This is a genomic window from Zunongwangia endophytica (genome assembly GCF_030409505.1).
Taxonomy (GTDB): Bacteria; Bacteroidota; Bacteroidia; order Flavobacteriales; family Flavobacteriaceae; genus Zunongwangia; species Zunongwangia endophytica.
Window position 1 is genome coordinate 2,914,650 of sequence record NZ_JAUFPZ010000002.1, and the last position, 19,988, is coordinate 2,934,637.

General features: G+C 35.8%; 21 protein-coding genes. 14 read left to right on the forward strand and 7 right to left on the reverse strand.

The features are described from left to right. Positions 1-118: 118 nt before the first annotated feature. The 6 genes from pdeM to asnB form a co-directional block, all read right to left on the reverse strand. Positions 119-748 carry a ligase-associated DNA damage response endonuclease PdeM gene (pdeM, locus tag QWY91_RS12675; protein WP_290235656.1) on the reverse strand — a complete coding sequence of 210 codons (630 nt, stop codon included), beginning with the start codon at positions 746-748 and terminating at the stop codon, positions 119-121. A gap of 29 nt (positions 749-777) precedes the next feature. Further along, on the reverse strand, positions 778-1,932 hold the full coding sequence (locus QWY91_RS12680) for a methionine aminotransferase (protein WP_290235658.1): 1,155 nt from the start codon (positions 1,930-1,932) through the stop codon (positions 778-780). Between the two features lie 83 nt (positions 1,933-2,015). Beyond that, complete coding sequence (locus QWY91_RS12685) at positions 2,016-2,762, reverse strand: succinate dehydrogenase/fumarate reductase iron-sulfur subunit (RefSeq protein ID WP_290235660.1); 747 nt, start codon at positions 2,760-2,762, stop codon at positions 2,016-2,018. A gap of 75 nt (positions 2,763-2,837) precedes the next feature. Next, entirely contained in the window at positions 2,838-4,841 is a 2,004-nt protein-coding gene (locus tag QWY91_RS12690; protein WP_290235661.1) for a fumarate reductase/succinate dehydrogenase flavoprotein subunit, read from the reverse strand. 12 nt (positions 4,842-4,853) lie between these two features. After that, on the reverse strand, positions 4,854-5,516 hold the full coding sequence (locus QWY91_RS12695) for a succinate dehydrogenase cytochrome b subunit (protein ID WP_290235664.1): 663 nt from the start codon (positions 5,514-5,516) through the stop codon (positions 4,854-4,856). A 325-nt stretch (positions 5,517-5,841) separates the two neighbouring features. After that, complete coding sequence (asnB, locus tag QWY91_RS12700; RefSeq protein WP_290235665.1) at positions 5,842-7,524, reverse strand: asparagine synthase B; 1,683 nt, start codon at positions 7,522-7,524, stop codon at positions 5,842-5,844. Between the two features lie 380 nt (positions 7,525-7,904). On the opposite strand from asnB, the gene QWY91_RS12705 reads away from it, so the two are divergent. From QWY91_RS12705 to QWY91_RS12720, 4 genes are all read left to right on the forward strand, one after another. Continuing rightward, positions 7,905-8,669, forward strand: coding sequence for an SDR family NAD(P)-dependent oxidoreductase (locus QWY91_RS12705; RefSeq protein WP_290235667.1), 765 nt, complete (start codon positions 7,905-7,907; stop codon positions 8,667-8,669). 180 nt (positions 8,670-8,849) lie between these two features. Further along, the gene (locus QWY91_RS12710; protein ID WP_290235669.1) at positions 8,850-10,148 is read left to right on the forward strand and encodes an aminopeptidase P family protein; all 1,299 of its coding nucleotides are present in this window, start codon (positions 8,850-8,852) and stop codon (positions 10,146-10,148) included. 67 nt (positions 10,149-10,215) lie between these two features. Further along, the gene (locus QWY91_RS12715) at positions 10,216-10,986 is read left to right on the forward strand and encodes an alpha/beta fold hydrolase (RefSeq protein WP_290235671.1); all 771 of its coding nucleotides are present in this window, start codon (positions 10,216-10,218) and stop codon (positions 10,984-10,986) included. Between the two features lie 93 nt (positions 10,987-11,079). Beyond that, positions 11,080-11,334 (forward strand): DUF1660 family phage protein, encoded by a 255-nt coding sequence (locus tag QWY91_RS12720; protein WP_290235673.1) that lies wholly within the window; start codon positions 11,080-11,082, stop codon positions 11,332-11,334. On the opposite strand, the gene thiL is transcribed toward QWY91_RS12720, so the two are convergent. Further along, on the reverse strand, positions 11,331-12,395 hold the full coding sequence (gene thiL, locus QWY91_RS12725; protein ID WP_290235675.1) for a thiamine-phosphate kinase: 1,065 nt from the start codon (positions 12,393-12,395) through the stop codon (positions 11,331-11,333). The genes QWY91_RS12720 and thiL overlap by 4 nt on opposite strands. A 296-nt stretch (positions 12,396-12,691) precedes the next feature. Between thiL and QWY91_RS12730 the strand changes: the two genes are divergently transcribed. The 10 genes from QWY91_RS12730 to QWY91_RS12775 all read left to right on the forward strand — a co-directional run bounded on the left by QWY91_RS12730 (position 12,692) and on the right by QWY91_RS12775 (position 19,988). Continuing rightward, entirely contained in the window at positions 12,692-13,021 is a 330-nt protein-coding gene (locus tag QWY91_RS12730; RefSeq protein ID WP_290235677.1) for a HesB/IscA family protein, read from the forward strand. Positions 13,022-13,054: 33 nt separating this feature from the next. Continuing rightward, complete coding sequence (locus QWY91_RS12735) at positions 13,055-13,444, forward strand: four helix bundle protein (protein WP_290235678.1); 390 nt, start codon at positions 13,055-13,057, stop codon at positions 13,442-13,444. Positions 13,445-13,479: 35 nt separating this feature from the next. Continuing rightward, positions 13,480-14,925, forward strand: a complete 1,446-nt coding sequence (gene sufB, locus QWY91_RS12740) for a Fe-S cluster assembly protein SufB (RefSeq protein WP_290235679.1) — start codon at positions 13,480-13,482, stop codon at positions 14,923-14,925. Positions 14,926-14,937: 12 nt separating this feature from the next. After that, on the forward strand, positions 14,938-15,321 hold the full coding sequence (locus QWY91_RS12745; protein WP_290235681.1) for a hypothetical protein: 384 nt from the start codon (positions 14,938-14,940) through the stop codon (positions 15,319-15,321). Positions 15,322-15,364: 43 nt separating this feature from the next. Beyond that, a complete protein-coding gene (gene sufC, locus QWY91_RS12750; RefSeq protein ID WP_290235683.1) occupies positions 15,365-16,117 on the forward strand; it encodes a Fe-S cluster assembly ATPase SufC in 753 nt (250 codons plus the stop codon). Positions 16,118-16,190: 73 nt separating this feature from the next. Continuing rightward, entirely contained in the window at positions 16,191-17,504 is a 1,314-nt protein-coding gene (gene sufD / locus QWY91_RS12755; RefSeq protein ID WP_290235685.1) for a Fe-S cluster assembly protein SufD, read from the forward strand. A gap of 44 nt (positions 17,505-17,548) precedes the next feature. Beyond that, entirely contained in the window at positions 17,549-18,787 is a 1,239-nt protein-coding gene (locus QWY91_RS12760) for an aminotransferase class V-fold PLP-dependent enzyme (protein WP_290235687.1), read from the forward strand. Then, positions 18,741-19,241 carry an META domain-containing protein gene (locus QWY91_RS12765; protein ID WP_290235689.1) on the forward strand — a complete coding sequence of 167 codons (501 nt, stop codon included), beginning with the start codon at positions 18,741-18,743 and terminating at the stop codon, positions 19,239-19,241. The genes QWY91_RS12760 and QWY91_RS12765 overlap by 47 nt, the downstream gene beginning before the upstream one ends. After that, the gene (locus tag QWY91_RS12770) at positions 19,234-19,662 is read left to right on the forward strand and encodes a SufE family protein (protein WP_494338488.1); all 429 of its coding nucleotides are present in this window, start codon (positions 19,234-19,236) and stop codon (positions 19,660-19,662) included. The genes QWY91_RS12765 and QWY91_RS12770 overlap by 8 nt, the downstream gene beginning before the upstream one ends. Before the next feature lie 2 nt (positions 19,663-19,664). Next, the gene (locus QWY91_RS12775; RefSeq protein ID WP_092539958.1) at positions 19,665-19,988 is read left to right on the forward strand and encodes an iron-sulfur cluster assembly protein; all 324 of its coding nucleotides are present in this window, start codon (positions 19,665-19,667) and stop codon (positions 19,986-19,988) included.

Consider the following 19,988-nt stretch of genomic DNA (forward strand, 5'->3'; position numbering starts at 1 on the left):
TCTGAAACGAATTCAGTTTGACGTAATTTGACGTGATTTGATTGGGAATTTGAATTTACCAAACACCAGAATAAACCAACGTTAGTGTTAGGTTAAAGTTTCTTTTGATATTTCTGTTCTAATTCACCTGAATTACTTCAGCATCAGCACAAACAAAAACCTGGTCTTTTGGCTCAGGTTTCATCACAAAACAACCGGTAAATTCGCCAAAAGCGGGTAAAATTAATTGACGTTCACTTCGGAAGAAACATTTCAGTTTTAAATGTTGTTTTCCTAATCCAACTAAGCGATAACCGGGATGAATATGCCCGCAAATATTGAAGCTGTCTTCTTGTTCCTCAGGATGATGAGTTAATCTGAAGTTATCGATGTTTAATTCCTGATGAATTTTCACACCCAACTCATCATAATGTAGCGGAGATATAATATCGTGGTTTCCGGCGATTAAAATAACTTCCGCTTGCTGTTGTTGTAACCAGTTTTCGAATAAATTCCATTCAGAATTTAAAGCACTGTGAAAAAGATCCCCCAGAAAAATAATTTGCTTAGGCTGAAATTGCGCAACCGACTCATTTAAACGATCAAAATTTTTTAGAATTGCAGTTTGTGGAACCGCGCTCCCATTTTTTCTGAAGTGCGATATTTTACCCAAATGAACATCAGCCACCAGCAATGCTTGCTGCTCTTCCCAATAAGAAACGCCATTACAGGCAAGTTGAAAATGATTATTTTGAATAGCTAATGTCATATCTCCATCTCCTAAAAAGAGCTGCGAATTTAGCCAATTTTAGATAATATTTCAGCCGCTTTTTCCAGTGTTTCATTTTCCTTAGCAAAACAAAATCTCAATTGCTTATGATCTTGTTGATCGATGTTGAAAACAGACACCGGAATAGAAGCCAAACGATATTCTTTGACCATCTTTGCTGCAAACAAAATATCTGACTCGCTGGTAATTTCTGAATAATCTACTAACTGAAAATAAGTTCCTGCGGAAGGAACTGTCTTAAACTTGGTATCCTTAATTAAATCTAAAAAATAATCTCTTTTTTGCTGATAGAAATTAGGCAAACTAAGATAGGTCTCCGGGTTTTTAAGATATTCAGCAAAGGCTCGTTGCATGGGATGATTCACACAGAAAACGGTAATTTCATGGATTTTGCGTATCTCTTTCATCAATACTTCTGGAGCTACGCAATAGCCCATTTTCCAACCTGTATTATGAAAAGTCTTACCAAAGGACGCGCAAACGATGGCTCTTTCTGCTAAATCTTTAAAAGCGGAAGCACTTTGATGTTTTCGATCATCAAATATAATATGCTCGTAAACTTCGTCGCTAAGCAAAATGATATTGGTGTTTTTTAATAGCTTTTCTAAGCGCAGCATATCCTCTCTAGACAAAATACTACCGCTGGGATTGTGAGGCGAATTGATTACGATCATTCGCGTTTTATCGCTAATTTTAGTTTCAACTTCTTCCCAATCTACTTGATATTCTTTTCCTTTAAGCTGAATAGGAACCGGAATTCCGCCATTTGATTTTACGATGGGCTCGTAAATATCGTAAGCGGGTTTAAAAATAATCACCTCGTCTCCCGGATGCACAAACGCTGAAATCCCGCAATAAATAGCCTGTGATGCTCCTGAAGTGACCGTAATTTCAGAATCTACATGATATTTTTTACCATGCAGATTTTCAATTTTATTAATGATTTCTTCTCTTAATTCAGGAATCCCTGCTAGTGGTGCGTATTGATTATAGCCATCTTTCATCGCTTTGAAAACCAGTTCTTTCAGATAATCATCACTTTTAAAACCCGGAAACCCCTGCGACATATTTATCGCCTGATATTGCGAAGCCATTCCGCTCATTTTAGAGAAAATGCTTTCAGGCGTATTGGGTAGTTTTGAATTAATTTCAGGAAAAATCATATTTAAATTTTAAATAAGATCCATAAAAAATCCCGAAATCTAAAGAGAAATCGGGATCAGTTTTATTCCGAAGAAATTATTTTTTATCCTTTTGTACTAGCAGATAAGTATTCACGGTTCATACGAGCGATATTCTCTAAAGAAATTCCTTTAGGACATTCGATCTCACAGGCTCCTGTATTACTACATGCTCCAAAACCTTCCTCGTCCATTTGTCTTACCATCGCCATAACACGCTCTGTTGCTTCTATTCTACCTTGTGGTAGTAAAGCGTACTGAGATACTTTAGCAGAAGTGAATAACATAGCACTCGCATTTTTACATGCTGCTACACAAGCTCCACACCCAATACAGGTTGCTGCATTAAAAGAATCATCTGCTTTTGACTTTTCTACCGGTATAGAGTTTGCATCTATCGTATTTCCTGATGTATTTACAGATACGTAACCCCAAGCTTGTTGAATTCTATCAAAAGCTGAACGGTCTACGATTAAATCTTTTACTACCGGGAAAGCTTTTGCTCTAAATGGCTCGATAACTATAGTATCGCCATCTTTAAACTTTCTCATGTGCAACTGGCAGGTTGCGATAAGTTTATCTGGGCCGTGTGGCTCGCCATCAATTTGTAAAGAACAAGATCCGCAAATTCCTTCACGACAATCGTGATCAAATTGTACAGTATCCTCTCCTTTTTCAACCAGCTGTTCGTTAAGTATATCCAGCATTTCTAGAAAAGACATATCACCGTCTATCCCATCAACCTGGTAATCTACCATTCCACCTTTAGCCTTAGCGCTTTCCTGACGCCATATTTTTAAATTAAGTTTCATATGCTTTAGATTTTAGTATTGAGTATTGAGTTTTGAGTCGCTAATTGGTAACACGTCATATCTCAATACTTGCATCTATTTATAACTTCTGGTTTTTAATTCAATATTATCAAAGATTAGCTGTTCTTTATGTAGAACGGCTTCACTAGGTAAACCGGTATGTTCCCAAGCGGCTACATACCTAAAGTTTTCATCATCTCTTAAAGCTTCTCCTTCTTCTGTTTGATATTCTTCTCTAAAGTGACCTCCACAAGATTCTTCTCTATGCAGTGCATCTTTAGCAAAAAGCTCACCAAGTTCTAAGAAATCTGCAACACGCCCTGCTTTCTCAAGCTCAGCATTTTTAGATTCGGTAGGACCGGTAACTTTTACGTTCTTCCAGAAATCTTCGCGTAAGGCTTTAATCTCATCAATTGCTTCTTGTAATCCTTTCGCATTACGAGCCATACCACATTTCTCCCACATAATCTTACCAAGTTTCTTATGGTAAGAATCCACAGAATGTTTGCCGCCAGCATTCATCAATTTATTGATTCGATCTGTTACATCTTTTTCAGCAGCATCAAATTCTGGAGAATCTGTTGGAATTTTTCCGGTTCTAATATCTTCTGAAAGTGAATGACCGATAGTATATGGTAACACAAAATAACCATCGGCTAAACCTTGCATTAGAGCAGAAGCTCCAAGTCTGTTTGCACCATGATCAGAGAAGTTAGCTTCTCCTGCAGCAAAACAACCTGGTATTGTTGTTTGTAAATTGTAATCTACCCATAGTCCACCCATTGTATAATGTACCGCAGGGTAAATCATCATTGGTGTTTTATATGGATTTTGATCGGTAATCTTTTCGTACATATCAAAAAGGTTCCCGTATTTAGATTCTACCACTTCAGTACCTAAGCGAATAACTTCTTCATCAGATGGATTTTTATGTCCAGATGTAAATGCTTTTTCTTTTCCGTAGCGTTTAATTGCACTAGCAAAATCCAGATAAACTGCCTGTCCTGTTTTGTTCACTCCAAAACCGGCATCACATCTTTCTTTAGCAGCTCTAGAAGCAACATCACGTGGTACTAAGTTTCCGAAAGAAGGATATCTTCTTTCTAAATAGTAATCTCTATCTTCTTCAGCTAAATCTGTAGGCTTTTTCTTTCCATCTCGAATAGCATCAGCATCTTCTTTTTTCTTTGGCACCCAAATACGACCATCATTACGAAGTGATTCCGACATCAACGTTAATTTAGACTGATGATCTCCGGTTACAGGTATACAAGTTGGGTGAATTTGTGTATAACATGGATTAGCAAAATAAGCTCCTCTACGGTGCGCTCGCCATGCAGCCATCACATTACTTCCCATCGCATTGGTAGAAAGGAAAAATACATTACCGTATCCTCCTGAAGCTAAAACAACAGCATGACCAGAATGTCTTTCAATTTTTCCTGTTACCATATCTCTGGCAATAATCCCACGAGCTTTACCGTCTACAAGCACCAAATCCATCATTTCGTGACGGTTAAATGGTGTGATCTTCCCACGGTTAATCTGGCGGTTCATTGCAGAATAAGCTCCTAACAATAACTGCTGCCCTGTTTGTCCTTTAGCGTAGAATGTTCTGGAAACTAAAACCCCTCCAAAAGAACGGTTATCTAAGTATCCTCCGTATTCTCTCGCAAACGGAACACCTTGTGCAACACACTGGTCGATTATATTTCCTGAAACCTCAGCAAGACGGTAAACGTTTGCCTCTCTGGAACGATAATCTCCTCCTTTTACAGTATCATAAAAAAGACGGTAATCAGAATCACCATCTCCCTGATAATTTTTTGATGCGTTTATACCTCCCTGAGCCGCAATAGAGTGCGCACGTCTGGGAGAATCCTGGTAACAAAATGTCTTTACGTTATAACCTAACTCGGCAAGCGTTGCTGCTGCAGCACCGCCGGCAAGTCCTGTACCAACAACAATAACATCAATGTTTCGCTTATTGGCTGGATTTACCAGGTTAATATCATTTTTATGTTTAGTCCACTTATCTTTAAGTGGCCCTTCAGGTATCTTTGATTCTAAAATTGACATGATTCGTGCGAATTAAAGGTTATTGATATAGTGAAACAGCGCTATAAAAATAAATCCTAATGGGATAATTATAGCATAGGCCACTGTAACGCCTCTTAGCCCTTTAGCATATTTATTTCTCCATCCCACAGATTGGAAAGACGAAGAAAAACCGTGAAGAAGGTGCAAACTTAAGAAAACAAAAGACAGGCAATAAAAACCTACACGTATTGGATCCTGAAATTTAGCAACTAACTCACCATAATATCTTGAAGCATCTGATGGATGAGATTCTACATATTTATGCACTAATTCTGGTACCCAGAAGTCATAAAAGTGAAGTCCTAAAAATGCTAATACTACAAGCCCGGTATAAATCATATTTCTAGACATCCAGCTAGAATTTTCCTGACCCTTATATTTTACATACTTTACATCTCTTGCACCGCGATTTCTAAGTTCTAGAACAATCCCCATTACAAAATGGAAGACTACACCAAAAATTAGAACGGGCTGTAAAAATGCCTGAACTACAAAATTGGTTCCCATAAAATGGGAAAGCTCGTTAAACAGATCTTTACTAATTACCGAAGTAAGGTTTATAGTAAAATGTTGAAGTAAGAATAAGACCAAGAACAGTCCCGACAAGGCCATCGCAACTTTCTTTGCGATAGATGATTTTAAAAATCCACCCATTGGTTTCGATTATTTATAGAATTTTAAAGGCAAAAATACACTCCAAAACACTTATGGACAAACTTTCAAGCTTGTTTGTAGGACTATTTAGAACAAGTATAAGTAAGATTCTTTTTTGTTGAAGGCTTTTTTTATAATCTAAAAAGTTGAAAAATCCCAAACCTCTTGTTTTACGGTGTATTTCGAAGGAATTTTGAAAATCAACTTAGAAATTTCAATCGATTGAAATTATACAATTTATAATTTTTTTAAGGCGAAGACATTCAACAAAAAAAGCTACCCGAATTATCAGGTAGCTTTATCTTTAATATTGATTTTTTTAAGATTATCCTTCTATCAAATCTTTTTTATAAGCATCGGAATGAACATTTGCCACTGCTCTTCCTGAAGGATCGTTCATATTCTTAAAAGATTCATCCCATTCTAATGCAGTTGGTGTACTACAAGCTACAGAAGGAACTGATGGCACAGACAACGCTGCTGCATCACTAGGGAAATGATCTGTAAAAATAGATCTATAATAATATTCCTCCTTGCTTGTTGGCGGCTGAATTGGAAATTTGAAATGTGCATTTTTAAGTTGCTCATCGCTAACTTCAGATTCTACTAATTCTTTTAGAGTATCAATCCAACTATAACCCACACCATCAGAGAATTGTTCTTTTTGTCTCCAGGCTACACTTTCTGGAAGATAATCTTCAAAAGCTTTTCTTAACACCCATTTTTCGATACGCTCCCCGGTTATCATTTTATCTTTTGGGTTTAATCGCATTGCAACGTCCATAAATTCCTTATCTAAGAATGGAACTCGACCTTCAATTCCCCATGCACAAAGCGATTTATTAGCTCTTAAACAGTCATATTGATGAAGCTTATCCAGCTTACGAACGGTTTCTTCGTGAAACTCTTTATCGTTCGGCGCTTTATGAAAGTATAAATACCCACCAAATAATTCATCTGAACCTTCACCAGAAAGCACCATTTTAATTCCTAAAGATTTAATAGTTCTCGCCATTAAATACATAGGAGTGGATGCTCTAATTGTCGTTACATCGTAAGTTTCTATATGATAGATCACATCTTTTATGGCATCTAAACCTTCCTGAATCGTAAATTTAATCTCATGATGCACGGTATCTAAATGATCGGCTACTTTCTTCGCTGCCGCAAGATCTGGAGAACCTTCTAATCCGATAGCAAAAGAGTGCAATCTTGGCCACCATGCCGCATCTTTATCTCCACTCTCAATTCTTTTTTCTGAATACTTTTTCGCTACTGCTGAAGTAATAGAAGAATCCAAACCACCTGAAAGTAAAACACCATAAGGAACATCACTCATTAATTGACGGTGTACCGCTTGCTCTAATGCTTCTTTTAAATCCTCGATACTTGTTTCGTTATCTTTTACTGCATCATATTCCATCCAGTCACGTTGGTACCATCTTTGGAATCCTTCTTTTTTGCTAGATAAATAGTGACCCGGAGGAAATAATTCAATTTTAGTACATTTTCCTTCTAAAGCTTTAAGTTCAGAAGCAACATAAAAAGTCCCGTTGTGGTCCCATCCTATATATAAAGGTATCACCCCCATGTGGTCACGAGCAATAAAATACTCGTCGTTTTCAGCGTCATAAATAGCAAAGCCAAAAATTCCGTTTAATTCATCCAAAAAGGTATCTCCTTTTTCTTTGTAAAGTGCAAGAATTACTTCACAATCAGATTCAGTTTGAAATTTATAATTAGGAAACTGACTTCTTAATTGCTTATGATTATATATTTCTCCATTTGCAGCAAGTATTAGCTGCTTATCTTCAGATAATAAAGGTTGTCCACCAGAGATTGGATCTACAATAGCTAAGCGCTCATGCGCCAAAATAGCTTTATCGTCACTATAAATTCCACTCCAGTCTGGGCCACGGTGTCTAAGACATTTAGCCATTTCTAATAATTGAGGTCTTAAATCTTCAGACTTCTCTTTTAAATCGAACGCACAAACAATTCCACACACAGTATTAAAGTTTTAAGTATTAAAGTTGAAACAAATATTGAATTAATATTCAATTAAAAAAGCATAAAATTGAAAACAGGTTACAAATGAAAATCAAAAATTGAATATAAACTTCAAAATGAAAAAATAAGGCTTTGAATTATATTGATTTTTTTTCAGCAGTAAACTACGAAAGGCAACCCCAAAAGGTATTGGTTTGAAAGTCTTCCATATTTCGATATGGAGCCTCAAAGTATTTCATCTCTATTATCGAGTAACATCCTTCATTTAATCTATTCTATGCTTATTCTTAAAAGTACAACTTTTAATAACATATTTATAATATTTCTTTAAGACTCAAAATGAAGCAATAATCGTAAATTGAGTTAAAATTTAATATTATGAGTGATTTTCAAAATAAAACAGCAATTATAACTGGTGGATCTGGAAGTATAGGATACACTACCGCACTAGAACTCGCCGAAGCAGGTGCGAATATACTATTGGTTGATATCGACGAAGAAGCTTTAAAAGAAAAAGAATCAGCCGCAAAAAAAGAGAATTTGAATATTTCTTACGTAGTTGCCGATGTAAGTAAGCCACGAGATGTAAAAAACTATGTGGATACGTGTATTGAGCGCTACGGAAAAATTGATTATTTCTTTGATAATGCTGGTATTGAAGGTAAGGTAGCGCCGCTACAAGATTATCCAGATGATATTTTCGACAAGGTAATGGAAGTAAACGTAAAAGGTACTTACCTAGGGATGAAACATGTAATCCCAAAGATTGAAGATGGCGGGAGCATAGTAATCACCTCCTCTGTAGCAGGATTACAAGGCTCTCCTAAAATGGTGCCTTATATTACTTCTAAACATGCCGTTATAGGAATTATGCGTACTGCGGCACTCGAGCTAGGAGATAGAAATATTAATGTAAACTGTGTAAATCCAGGTTCTGTAGATAATAGAATGATGCGATCTTTGGAAGATGGTGTGAATCCAGGCCACGGAGATGATGTGAAAAAAGCCTACGAATCTACTATTCCTTTAGGACGATACGCTACTCCAGAAGACATCTCACATATGGTTTGTTTTCTATTTTCTGATAAAGCCTCGTATGCAAATGGACAAACATTTGTAGTTGATGGCGGAATGAAAGCCTAAGTTTTCAGAACTAATATTAACAAAAAAGGAATCCATAATCGGATTCCTTTTTTATTGAATCTCATTTTAAAACTCAACGAAAACTATCTAAGTACCCGAAAAATCAGAAATATTAGTCTACGCTTAACAGGCATTGTACTTCATGTTTTTTAATTTTGGGGCAACATTGAAAAAATTATCATGAAATACGATCAAATAGACCGGAAACTTTTTATCAAAAACAGAAAAAACTTCATGGAAAGAATGATTCCTGGAGGATTAGCTGTTTTTAATGCCAATGACGTTTTTCCAATTGGTGCAGACAGTACATTGCCATTTCAGCAAAATAGAGATCTTTTTTATTTAAGCGGAGTGGATCAGGAAGAAGCAATCCTTGTGTTGTTTCCTGAAGCACCAAAACCAGAGCACCGTGAAATTCTTTTTTTAACCGAAACGAATCCGCACATCGCAGTTTGGGAAGGTGAAAAACTAACTAAGGAAAAAGCTTACGAAGTAAGCGGGATCAAAACGGTATACTGGCTTCAGGATTTCGAAAAGATATTTTTTGAAGTCATGGCACAGGCAGAAACGATCTACTTAAATAAAAACGAGCACTATCGCGTACAAGGATCTATAAAAACCGAAACTCGTGATGATCGTTTTATTAAATGGTGTAAGGAAAATTATCCGGCGCATAGAGTTGCGAAAAGCAATCCTATTTTACAAAGATTGCGATCTGTTAAAGATCCTATCGAATTAGATTTAATGCAAAAAGCCTGCAATATTACCGAAAAGGCTTTTAGAAGAGCGCTTAAATTTACCAAACCTGGCGTTTGGGAATACGAAATAGAAGCCGAGTACTATCATGAGATGATAAGAAACCGCTCTCGAGGTTTTGCCTACACGCCTATTATTGCCAGCGGAAATAACGCAAACGTGTTACATTACACTGAAAATAATCAGCAATGTAATGCAGGCGATTTAATTTTATTAGACACCGGCGCAGAATATGCAAATTACTCTAGTGATATGACAAGGTCGATTCCTGTTTCAGGAAAATTCACAGATCGCCAAAAGCAAATCTATAACACGGTAAATAGAGTAAAAACTGAATCTACCAAATGGTTGGTACCTGGTACCATGTGGGACGAGTTTCATAAAGAAGTTGGTAAATTAATGACTTCAGAATTATTAGACCTTGGTTTACTTGATAAAGCAGATGTGCAAAATGAAGATCCAAAATGGCCATCTTATAAAAAATATTTTATGCACGGTACCGCTCATAATATTGGTTTAGATACGCATGACTACGGAATTTTAACCGAACCAATGAAAGCGAACCAGGTTTTTACAGTTGAACCCGGAATCTATCTACCAGATGAAGGCTTCGGAATTCGATTGGAAGACGATGTTGTAATTCAGGAAAAAGGAGAGCCATTTAATTTAATGCGCAATATTCCTATTGAAGCAGATGAGATTGAAGAAATTATGAATTCATAATAATAAATTTAAAAAGGCCACAAAAAATGACTAAGAATCATATTTGCGGCCTTTTAATGTAATGCTTATGAAAATACAGCATAAAATTACACAAATTAAGTTTAATTCAAAGGGAAAAGGCAATCCCTTAGTTCTTTTACATGGATTTTTGGAGGATAATAAGATTTGGCGAATTTATCAGGAGATACTTTCTAAAAGTCGACAGGTCATTACAATTGATCTTTTAGGACATGGCGAGTCTGGCAGTATAGGCGAAGTTCATTCCATGGAAGAAATGTGCGACGCCGTCATTGCTGTACTCGATTATTTAGAAATTGAAAAAGCAAGCTTTGGAGGCCATTCTATGGGAGGATATGTGATCATGGAAATCCTGAAAAAATATCCTGAAAAAATCACGAATATTAGTCTTATCAATTCTTCTCCTGCTGAAGATACTCCTGAAAAAAAAGAAAATAGAGACCGGGTAGCTAATTTGGCAAAGAAAAATAAAGAAGCTTTTGTGAGTATGGCTATTTCTAATCTCTTAACTTCTGATAATAACAAGAAATTTAAGCCAGAAATAGAGCTTTTGAAAACTGAAGCTCAGAAAATGTCATCAGAGAATATCGTTGCCGCCACGATAGGCATGAAAGAAAGACAAGATAGCATTAAAGCTTTTAAACAATTTCAAGGAGACAAATTTATCATTTTGGGTATGCAAGATCCAGTGCTAGATATTGACAAAACCATTGAAATTGCTACAAGCACGAATGCAAATCTAATCGAGTTTCCAGACGGTCATTTATCATTTATTGAGAATAAAGACCAATTATTACATTTTTTGCAATCAAAAGGCTAAAAATTAGCCTTTAACAAAAAATTGGCTAATTTTTGGGAATTTCGTAAGATTTTGCTAACTTTAGGGTGTCAAAAATTTAAAAATCAAGCTTTTATGGAGGACACCCCTAATACATTTTTCGCTAAAGTATATTGTAAAATTTTTGGTCATAAGCTAAAGGTAACGAAAAACGTTACCGACCATGTACATGAATACCAATGTGCAAATTGTGGACAAGAAATGACAGATACAGCGAATGGATTTCTAGCACCCCTCACTAAGAAATTCAAGGAGACGAACAATTACATAGCAAAAATTCACAGAAGACGAAAAAATCGTCGATTGCGACATTATGCTAAAGCTTCTTAAGCATTCTCCTCATCATCTTTATCCATCGAATTCCAACCTCTAGCCACCAAAGGGATGGCTTGGTTTGCACGCGTAATTAAGTGCATTCCTGAATTTTCATCATTCATGTGACCAATTACTGTAAGATTAGGATTCCCCTTAATCTTATCAAAATCTGATTGCGAAACTGTGAATAACAATTCATAATCTTCGCCACCACTTAAAGCGATGGTGGTACTATCTATTTCAAATTCTTCACAAACCGAAATCATTGCAGGGTCTAAAGGAATTTTCTCTTCATAAAGACTAACTCCGGTTTTAGAGTTTTTGCATAAATGAATTATTTCAGAAGATAAGCCATCACTAATATCAATCATTGATGTTGGCTTAACTCCAAGTTCTTTAAGAAGCGGCGGAATATCTTTACGAGCTTCCGGTTTTAGCTGGCGTTCGATTAAATACGTATACTCATCTAAATCGGGTTGTGCATTTGGATTTGCTTTAAACACTTGTTTCTCTCGTTCCAGAACCTGCAAGCCCATATAAGCGGCTCCCAGATCTCCGGTGACCACTAGTAAATCATTTGGCTTTGCACCACTACGGTAGACGATATCTTCTTTTTCTGCTTCACCAAAAACGGAGATGCTAATAAATAATCCTGAAGTTGAAGAAGTGGTATCCCCGCCTACAACATCGATATTATATAGATCTGCGGCCAATTTTATTCCTGCATATAATTCTTCCAAAGCTTCTACCGGGAAACGATTTGATGCAGCGACAGATACTGTAATATGCGTAGCTTTTGCATTCATTGCGTAAATATCTGAAGCATTAACCATCACAGATTTGTACCCTAAATGCTTTAGCGGCATGTAAGCAAGGTCAAAATGAACCCCTTCTACAAGCATATCTGTACTAACCAAAGTTTGTTTATTTTTAAAATCAAGCACCGCAGCATCATCACCAATTGCTTTTACAGTAGAGGTATGTTTAGGCGAAAAATGCCTTGTTAGATGATCTATAAGTCCAAATTCTCCTAACTCAGATAAACTAGTTCTGGTTTGCCCACTATTATCAAACATCACAAATAAATTTTTATGCAAATAAACGAATATTATTTCAACAGCATATTCTAAACAGATTTTATGAGTATTAATGAAAGGTTTACAATAAAAACCTACTAAAGCATTAGGAATAACAGACTACCGGAAGGTTTTGCAAGAAAACAAACCAGCTATTGCCAATTCCGGTCTAGCAATAGTATTAAATTTCAATCGAATACATTTATTAATGCATTCCTAAAACAAATATTGCCGCTATGGTAAAACGCTTGTTTTAATGTATATTTGTAACCGATTTAAAATAATCTTTTTTAGCTATGATTAAAGTAAGCGAAGACGCAAAAAAAAAGATTTCCGCTTTGATGAGCGAGGAAGGCTACGATAGCATACAGGATTTTGTGCGCGTTGGCGTAAAAAGCGGTGGCTGTTCTGGTTTGTCTTACGAATTGAAGTTTGACAAAGCAAAAGCCGAAGACGATAAACTTTTTGAAGATAACGATGTAAAGATCGTAGTAGATAAACGCAGTGTTTTGTATCTGGCAGGGACTATATTAGAATACTCTGGTGGATTGAATGGTAAAGGATTTGTTTTCAACAATCCTAACGCCCAAAGAACTTGCGGATGTGGAGAAAGTTTTTCGCTATAAGAAAGTTTAAAATTAAAGGTTTAAAATTCGAAGTTGGCGACGATTAAACAATTTGAAGATTTAGAAATTTGGCAGAAGTCAAGAGAAGTTTGTCAAATTGTTTATAGTTTGAAACAGAATACAAATCTTAAAAATGATTATAAATTATATAATCAGTTAAATGGATCCTCAGGCTCTATAATGGATAATATAGCTGAAGGTTTTGAAAGAAATGGAAATAGAGAATTTATTCAATTTCTTTCGATAGCAAAGGCATCATGTGGAGAGGCAAGATCACAGATATATAGAGCTTTTGATCGCGGATATTTAAATGAAGATGATTTTGAAGATTTTAAGAGCAAAGTTATTTCATTGAGCAGGCAAATAAATGGTTTTATAGATTATTTGCAAAAGAGTGATTTTAAAGGAACGAAATTTAAATAACCTTAAATTTTGAGCCTTGAATATAAAATACAGAGATGGCATATACTGAAGACGACTTAAAAAAAGAACTCGAAACCAAAGAGTATGAGTATGGATTTTATACCGATATAGAATCCGATACTTTTCCTATTGGTTTAAATGAAGATATTGTTAGAGCAATTTCTAAGAAGAAAGAGGAACCAGAATGGATGACAGAATGGAGACTCGAAGCTTATAGAGAATGGGAGAAAATGGCAGAACCAGAATGGGCTAACGTTCATTACGAAAAACCTAATTTTCAGAACATTTCTTATTATTCTGCTCCTAACAAAAAACCGAAATACGAAAGTTTAGATGAAGTAGATCCGGAATTACTAGATACCTTCAAAAAACTAGGAATCTCTCTGGACGAACAGAAAAAATTAGCAGGTGTTGCTGTAGATGTGGTAATGGATTCAGTTTCTGTAACTACCACTTTTAAAAAGACCTTAGCTGAAAAAGGAATTATTTTCTGTTCTATTTCTGAAGCAATAAAAGAACATCCAGAATTGGTTAAGAAATATATCGGAAGTGTTGTACCGAAGAAAGATAACTTTTATGCTGCATTGAATTCTGCGGTTTTTAGTGATGGATCTTTCTGTTACATTCCAAAAGGCGTAAGATGCCCAATGGAACTTTCTACTTATTTCAGAATTAATCAGGCAGGAACGGGGCAGTTTGAAAGAACACTTGTGGTTGCAGACGAATCTAGTTACGTAAGTTACTTAGAAGGTTGTACTGCACCAACGCGTGATGAAAATCAGCTGCATGCTGCTGTAGTAGAACTGGTAGCTTTAGATGATGCTGAGATCAAATATAGTACCGTTCAAAACTGGTTCCCTGGTAGTAAAGAAGGTAAAGGTGGTGTATATAATTTTGTGACTAAAAGAGGAATTTGCGAGAAAAACGCAAAGATTTCTTGGACACAGGTAGAAACAGGATCTGCAGTAACCTGGAAGTATCCTTCTTGTATTCTTAAAGGAGATAATTCGGTTGGAGAATTTTATTCAATTGCAGTAACAAATAATTTCCAGCAGGCAGATACTGGTACGAAAATGATTCATCTTGGTAAGAATACGAAGAGTACGATTATTTCGAAAGGTATTTCTGCAGGTAAATCACAGAACTCGTATCGTGGGTTAGTTCAGATTAATTCTAGAGCTGAAAATGCACGTAACTTTTCACAATGTGATTCGCTACTAATGGGTAACGAATGTGGTGCACATACTTTCCCATATATCGAAGCGAAAAATAAATCTGCTAAAGTAGAACACGAAGCTACCACGAGTAAAATTGGGGAAGATCAAATTTTCTACTGTAACCAAAGAGGAATTGATACTGAAAAAGCTATCGCCTTAATTGTGAATGGTTTTAGTAAAGAAGTTCTAAACAAGCTTCCTATGGAGTTTGCAGTAGAAGCTCAAAAATTACTTGAAATTTCTTTAGAAGGATCAGTAGGATAATTTAAAAATCCCATGAAGAAGATTTTGTGCGTATTTTTCCTAACACTGGTTTGTCTAAGTTGCGAAGAGAAAACTGAAAAGAAAGTTCAGGAAACTACTTCAACAGAAACTGAACAAGATACAGTACCTACGTTAATAGGAGATTTTGTTTACGCTGATGAAGCTGCACTTTTTAGAGGAGAAGATTTCATCTATAATGTTGAGATTGATAGCTTAAGCCGCTCATTAGCAAATCAAGTAAAAGCTTACAAAACCGACGATTTTGAAATGGTTCCGGTTAAAGTAAGAGGAAAAATAAAACAAAGTCCTGGTCAATCGGGAATTAGAGAGAATTTAGAATTACGAGAAATTATCGCTGTCTTAGCCGATAGCACGAAAAATAAAAGCAAAGAATAACAAACATAATTTGAGCGCATGCTCAAATGCATACCAAATAATTATGCTTAAGATAAAGAATTTACACGCAAGTATAGAAGAAAAGGAGATTCTTAAAGGAATTAATCTTGAGATTAATCCGGGAGAAGTACATGCTATTATGGGACCTAACGGATCTGGTAAAAGTACTTTATCCTCTGTTATTGCAGGTAAAGAAGAATACGAAATGACCGAGGGTGAAATCATCTTTGAAGGAAGTGATTTATCTGAATTAGATCCTGAAGAAAGAGCTCATAAAGGTGTTTTCCTTTCATTTCAATACCCAGTAGAAATTCCTGGTGTTTCTGTAACCAACTTCATGAAAACTGCAATTAATGCACATCGTAAAGCCAATGGTTTAGAAGACATGCCAGCTAACGAAATGCTTAAGCTTATCAGAGAAAAATCTGAGTTATTAGAAATCGATCGTAAATTCTTATCTAGATCTTTGAACGAAGGATTTTCTGGTGGGGAAAAGAAACGTAACGAGATTTTCCAAATGGCAATGTTAGAGCCAAAATTATCGATTTTGGATGAAACTGATTCTGGTTTGGATATCGATGCGCTTAAAATTGTTTCTAATGGTGTGAATAAACTTAGAAACGAAAACAATGCGGTTCTTGTAATCACGCACTACCAAAGATTATTAAATTATATAGTACCAGATGTAGTTCATGTTTTGATTGATGGTAAAATTGTGAAAACAGGAGGAAAAGAACTAGCTCACGAATTAGAAGAAAGAGGTTACGATTGGATTAAACAGGAAAGCGCAGTTTAGTACTAAAATTCAAAAAATCACTTGGGTAATTCCCAAACAATGAATTTGTATTACAACTGATAAACTGAAGAAAATGGAATTAAAAGATAAATTAGTATCATCATTTTTAGCTTTCGACGAGCAATATCAGGTTGATGATGATGTGCAGCATATAAGAAACCAGGCGATTAAGGAATTCGAAAACCTTGGTTTCCCTTCTAAAAAAGAAGAGGATTGGAAGTATACTTCTCTAAAATCTGCACTTAAACACGATTATAGTATTTTTCCTAAAAAGGAAGATGCTATAGAATACAGCCAGATTAAACAATATTTGATTCATGATATCGATACTTACGATCTAGTATTTATCGACGGGATTTATTCTTCTCATTTATCAAATACTACTCACGATAAGATTGATGTTTGTTTAATGTCTTCGGCATTAAATAAAACCAAGTTTAAGCCGGTTATTGATAATTATTTCAACAAATTGGCTCCTAAGAATGGAATAAATGCGCTTAATACTGCCTTCACTAAAGAAGGAGCATATATTCATATTCATAAAAATACCATGGCAGATAAGCCAATTCAGATTATTAATTTCTCTACAGGGAATGAATCTTCTTTATTGCTTCAGCCAAGGAATCTTGTGGTGGTAGACGAAAATTCTCATGTTCAGATTATTGAAAGACATCAAAGTCTTACCGATCATCCTGTACTAACCAATTCGGTTACAGAAATTTTCGCAGATCGCAGAGCTATCGTGGATTATTATAAAATTCAGAATGATAAAACAACTTCATCTTTAATCGACAATACGTATATCGAGCAAAAAGATGAAAGTCACTGTTCTGTCCACACTTTCTCTTTAGGAGGTAATCTTACACGTAACAATCTTAACTTCTATCAAAGAGGAGAGCGTATAGATTCTACCATGAAGGGAGTGACAATTATCGAAGGGAAGCAACACGTAGATCATAATACGCTAGTGCATCACATCACGCCAAATTGTGAAAGCCACCAGGATTATAAGGGAATTTTCTCAGATAGTTCTACCGGAGTTTTTAACGGGAAAGTGGTTGTTGAAAAAGAAGCACAGAAAACAAATGCCTACCAGTCTAACAACAATATTCTTGTAGATGATAAGGCTACGATCAACTCGAAACCTCAATTAGAGATTTTTGCAGATGATGTTCGTTGTAGCCATGGTTGCACCATTGGACAGTTAGACGAGGATGCTTTATTTTACCTACAATCTCGTGGAATACCAAGAAAAGAAGCACGCGGACTTTTAATGTATGCTTTTGCGAACAACGTACTTGCTAGCGTTAAAATTCCAGAAATTAAGAAAAGAATCAACAATATTATTGCTGAAAAATTGGGAGTTGAATTAGGTTTCAACTTATAATATCAAGCTCGTAGTAGCATTTTTTTCAGAATAAATTTAATGATATGAGTACAGCTACTAAAGCATTACAATATAGTATAGAAAAAATTAGAGAGGATTTCCCTATTCTTAAGCGAGAAGTAAACGGTTATCCTCTCGTTTATTTTGATAATGCTGCAACTTCACAAACGCCACAACAGGTAATCGATGTTATTGCAGATTATTATGCTAATTATAATGCAAATATTCATCGTGGAGTACATGCGTTATCTCAAGAAGCTACAGATAAATATGAGGAAGCGCGACATATTATTCAGCAGCACTTTAATATCGAAAAATCTCACGAAGTTATTTTCACTTCGGGCACAACGCATGGGATAAATCTGGTATCGAACGGTTTTGCTTCGCTACTGGAAAATGGAGACGAAATTATCGTTTCTGCCTTAGAGCATCACTCCAATATTGTTCCGTGGCAGATTTTAGCTGAAAAAACCGGTGCTGTTTTAAAAGTAATCCCGATGAATCAGGAAGGTGAACTCATCTATTCTGCTTTTGAAGAATTACTTTCAGAAAAGACGAAACTTGTCTTTGTAAACCATGTTTCTAATGCTTTAGGAACAGTTAACCCGATTAAAAAAATAATTGACAAAGCGCATCAGTACAACGCAGCTGTTTTAGTAGATGGTGCACAGGCTGCTCCACATATTAAAGCAGATGTTAAGGCGCTGGATGTTGATTTTTATGTAGTATCTGCTCATAAAATGTGCGGCCCAACAGGAGTTGGAATGCTCTACGGAAAAGAAGAGTGGCTTAACAAATTACCACCTTACCAGGGCGGTGGCGAAATGATTGCTACGGTAACTTTCGAGAAAACAACTTACGCCGAGCTTCCTCACAAATTTGAAGCAGGAACGCCAAATATTTGTGGTGGTATCGCTTTTGGGGCTGCCATCAACTACATGAATAATCTTGGTTTTGATAAGATTGCTGCGTACGAGGAAGAATTACTTCACTACGGCACAGAGAAACTTCTTGAAATTGATGGGATGGAAATCTATGGCGTTTCTAAAGAAAAAACAGCCGTAATTTCTTTCAATATTAAAGGATTACACCCTTACGATATCGGCACTATTTTAGATAAACTAGGGATAGCAGTAAGAACTGGTCACCATTGCGCACAACCTATTATGGATTTTTATAAAATTCCGGGTACGGTTCGTGCTTCTTTTTCATTTTACAATACTAAAGAAGAAATCGATGCATTTATTAAAGCCGTTATCAAAGCTAAAACCATGCTTTCTTAAGCAAACCTCCATTTTAGCCATTTTCAGCTTACTTTTTATAGTGGGCTGTAAACAAAATAATCAAACAGAAAAAACCAAAGAGGTTACCCAGCAAAACGAAGAAACGTTAAATAATTCTGAAATTTCAGGTGAATATTCGGTTAATACACTGAATCATAACACTGAAAATCTTGGGAATCTTATATTTGACTTTAATTCTGAAAACGGAAGACTGGCAATCACAACAGATTGCAATGGTATAAGCGCTTATTATGAAATTGATGATAACAATCTATCTTTCTCTAAAGCGGCTAGCACGAGAAAATTTTGTGAAGGCGCAATGGAAAACGAAAAGATGATTATAAAAGTGCTTCCAGAAATCTCTAAATTTAATTTTTCTGAAAAAAAATTAGAGTTATTATCAAATGATAACGAGGTTTTAATAAGCCTTATAAAAACTGAAAAAAGTGAGTAAATCTATACAGGAAATACAGGAAGAAATCATAGACGAATTTTCTATGTTCGACGACTGGATGCAACGTTATGAGTATATGATCGAGCTTGGTAAATCTTTACCACTTATTGATGAGAAATATAAAATTGAAGAAAATCTGATCAAAGGCTGCCAAAGTAAAGTTTGGGTACACGCAAATCTCGACGGTGAAAAGTTATTGTTCACCGCAGATAGTGATGCGATTATCACCAAAGGAATCGTAGCGATTTTAATAAGAACATTTTCTGGCCATCATCCTTCAGCTATTTTAGAAGCTGATACGCAGTTTATCGATGAGATTGGCTTAAAAGAACACTTATCTCCTACCCGTGCGAACGGACTGGTAAGTATGATTAAACAACTAAAAATGTATGCCATAGCATACCAAACCCAATTAAAATAATAATGGAACAGGAAATCGACACTCAGGAATTGGGAGAAAAAATTGTAAAAGTGCTTAAAACTATTTACGATCCTGAAATCCCTGTAGATATATACGAACTAGGGCTTATTTACGATGTGATGGTAAGCACAGATTATGATGTAAAAATCTTAATGACACTTACAACACCTAACTGCCCGGTAGCAGAATCGCTTCCGCAAGAGGTTGAAGAAAAAGTAAAATCGCTAAACGAAGTAAAAGACGCTGAAGTAGAGATTACATTTGATCCACCTTGGAGTCAGGATTTGATGAGCGAAGGCGCAAAATTAGAATTAGGACTTTTATAA

Bases quoted from the DNA above. Each gene is read 5' to 3' on its own strand.
- QWY91_RS12715 (WP_290235671.1), top strand. From the start codon at position 10,216: ATGAAAATACAGCATAAAATTACACAAATTAAGTTTAATTCAAAGGGA.
- QWY91_RS12695 (WP_290235664.1), bottom strand. From the start codon at position 5,516: ATGGGTGGATTTTTAAAATCATCTATCGCAAAGAAAGTTGCGATGGCC.
- QWY91_RS12705 (WP_290235667.1), top strand. From the start codon at position 7,905: ATGAGTGATTTTCAAAATAAAACAGCAATTATAACTGGTGGATCTGGA.
- QWY91_RS12760 (WP_290235687.1), top strand. From the start codon at position 17,549: ATGAGTACAGCTACTAAAGCATTACAATATAGTATAGAAAAAATTAGA.
- QWY91_RS12720 (WP_290235673.1), top strand. From the start codon at position 11,080: ATGGAGGACACCCCTAATACATTTTTCGCTAAAGTATATTGTAAAATT.
- QWY91_RS12685 (WP_290235660.1), bottom strand. From the start codon at position 2,762: ATGAAACTTAATTTAAAAATATGGCGTCAGGAAAGCGCTAAGGCTAAA.
- QWY91_RS12680 (WP_290235658.1), bottom strand. From the start codon at position 1,932: ATGATTTTTCCTGAAATTAATTCAAAACTACCCAATACGCCTGAAAGC.
- QWY91_RS12730 (WP_290235677.1), top strand. From the start codon at position 12,692: ATGATTAAAGTAAGCGAAGACGCAAAAAAAAAGATTTCCGCTTTGATG.
- sufD (WP_290235685.1), top strand. From the start codon at position 16,191: ATGGAATTAAAAGATAAATTAGTATCATCATTTTTAGCTTTCGACGAG.
- QWY91_RS12690 (WP_290235661.1), bottom strand. From the start codon at position 4,841: ATGTCAATTTTAGAATCAAAGATACCTGAAGGGCCACTTAAAGATAAG.
- QWY91_RS12775 (WP_092539958.1), top strand. From the start codon at position 19,665: ATGGAACAGGAAATCGACACTCAGGAATTGGGAGAAAAAATTGTAAAA.
- thiL (WP_290235675.1), bottom strand. From the start codon at position 12,395: ATGTTTGATAATAGTGGGCAAACCAGAACTAGTTTATCTGAGTTAGGA.
- pdeM (WP_290235656.1), bottom strand. From the start codon at position 748: ATGACATTAGCTATTCAAAATAATCATTTTCAACTTGCCTGTAATGGC.
- QWY91_RS12710 (WP_290235669.1), top strand. From the start codon at position 8,850: ATGAAATACGATCAAATAGACCGGAAACTTTTTATCAAAAACAGAAAA.
- QWY91_RS12765 (WP_290235689.1), top strand. From the start codon at position 18,741: ATGCATTTATTAAAGCCGTTATCAAAGCTAAAACCATGCTTTCTTAAG.
- QWY91_RS12745 (WP_290235681.1), top strand. From the start codon at position 14,938: ATGAAGAAGATTTTGTGCGTATTTTTCCTAACACTGGTTTGTCTAAGT.
- sufB (WP_290235679.1), top strand. From the start codon at position 13,480: ATGGCATATACTGAAGACGACTTAAAAAAAGAACTCGAAACCAAAGAG.
- sufC (WP_290235683.1), top strand. From the start codon at position 15,365: ATGCTTAAGATAAAGAATTTACACGCAAGTATAGAAGAAAAGGAGATT.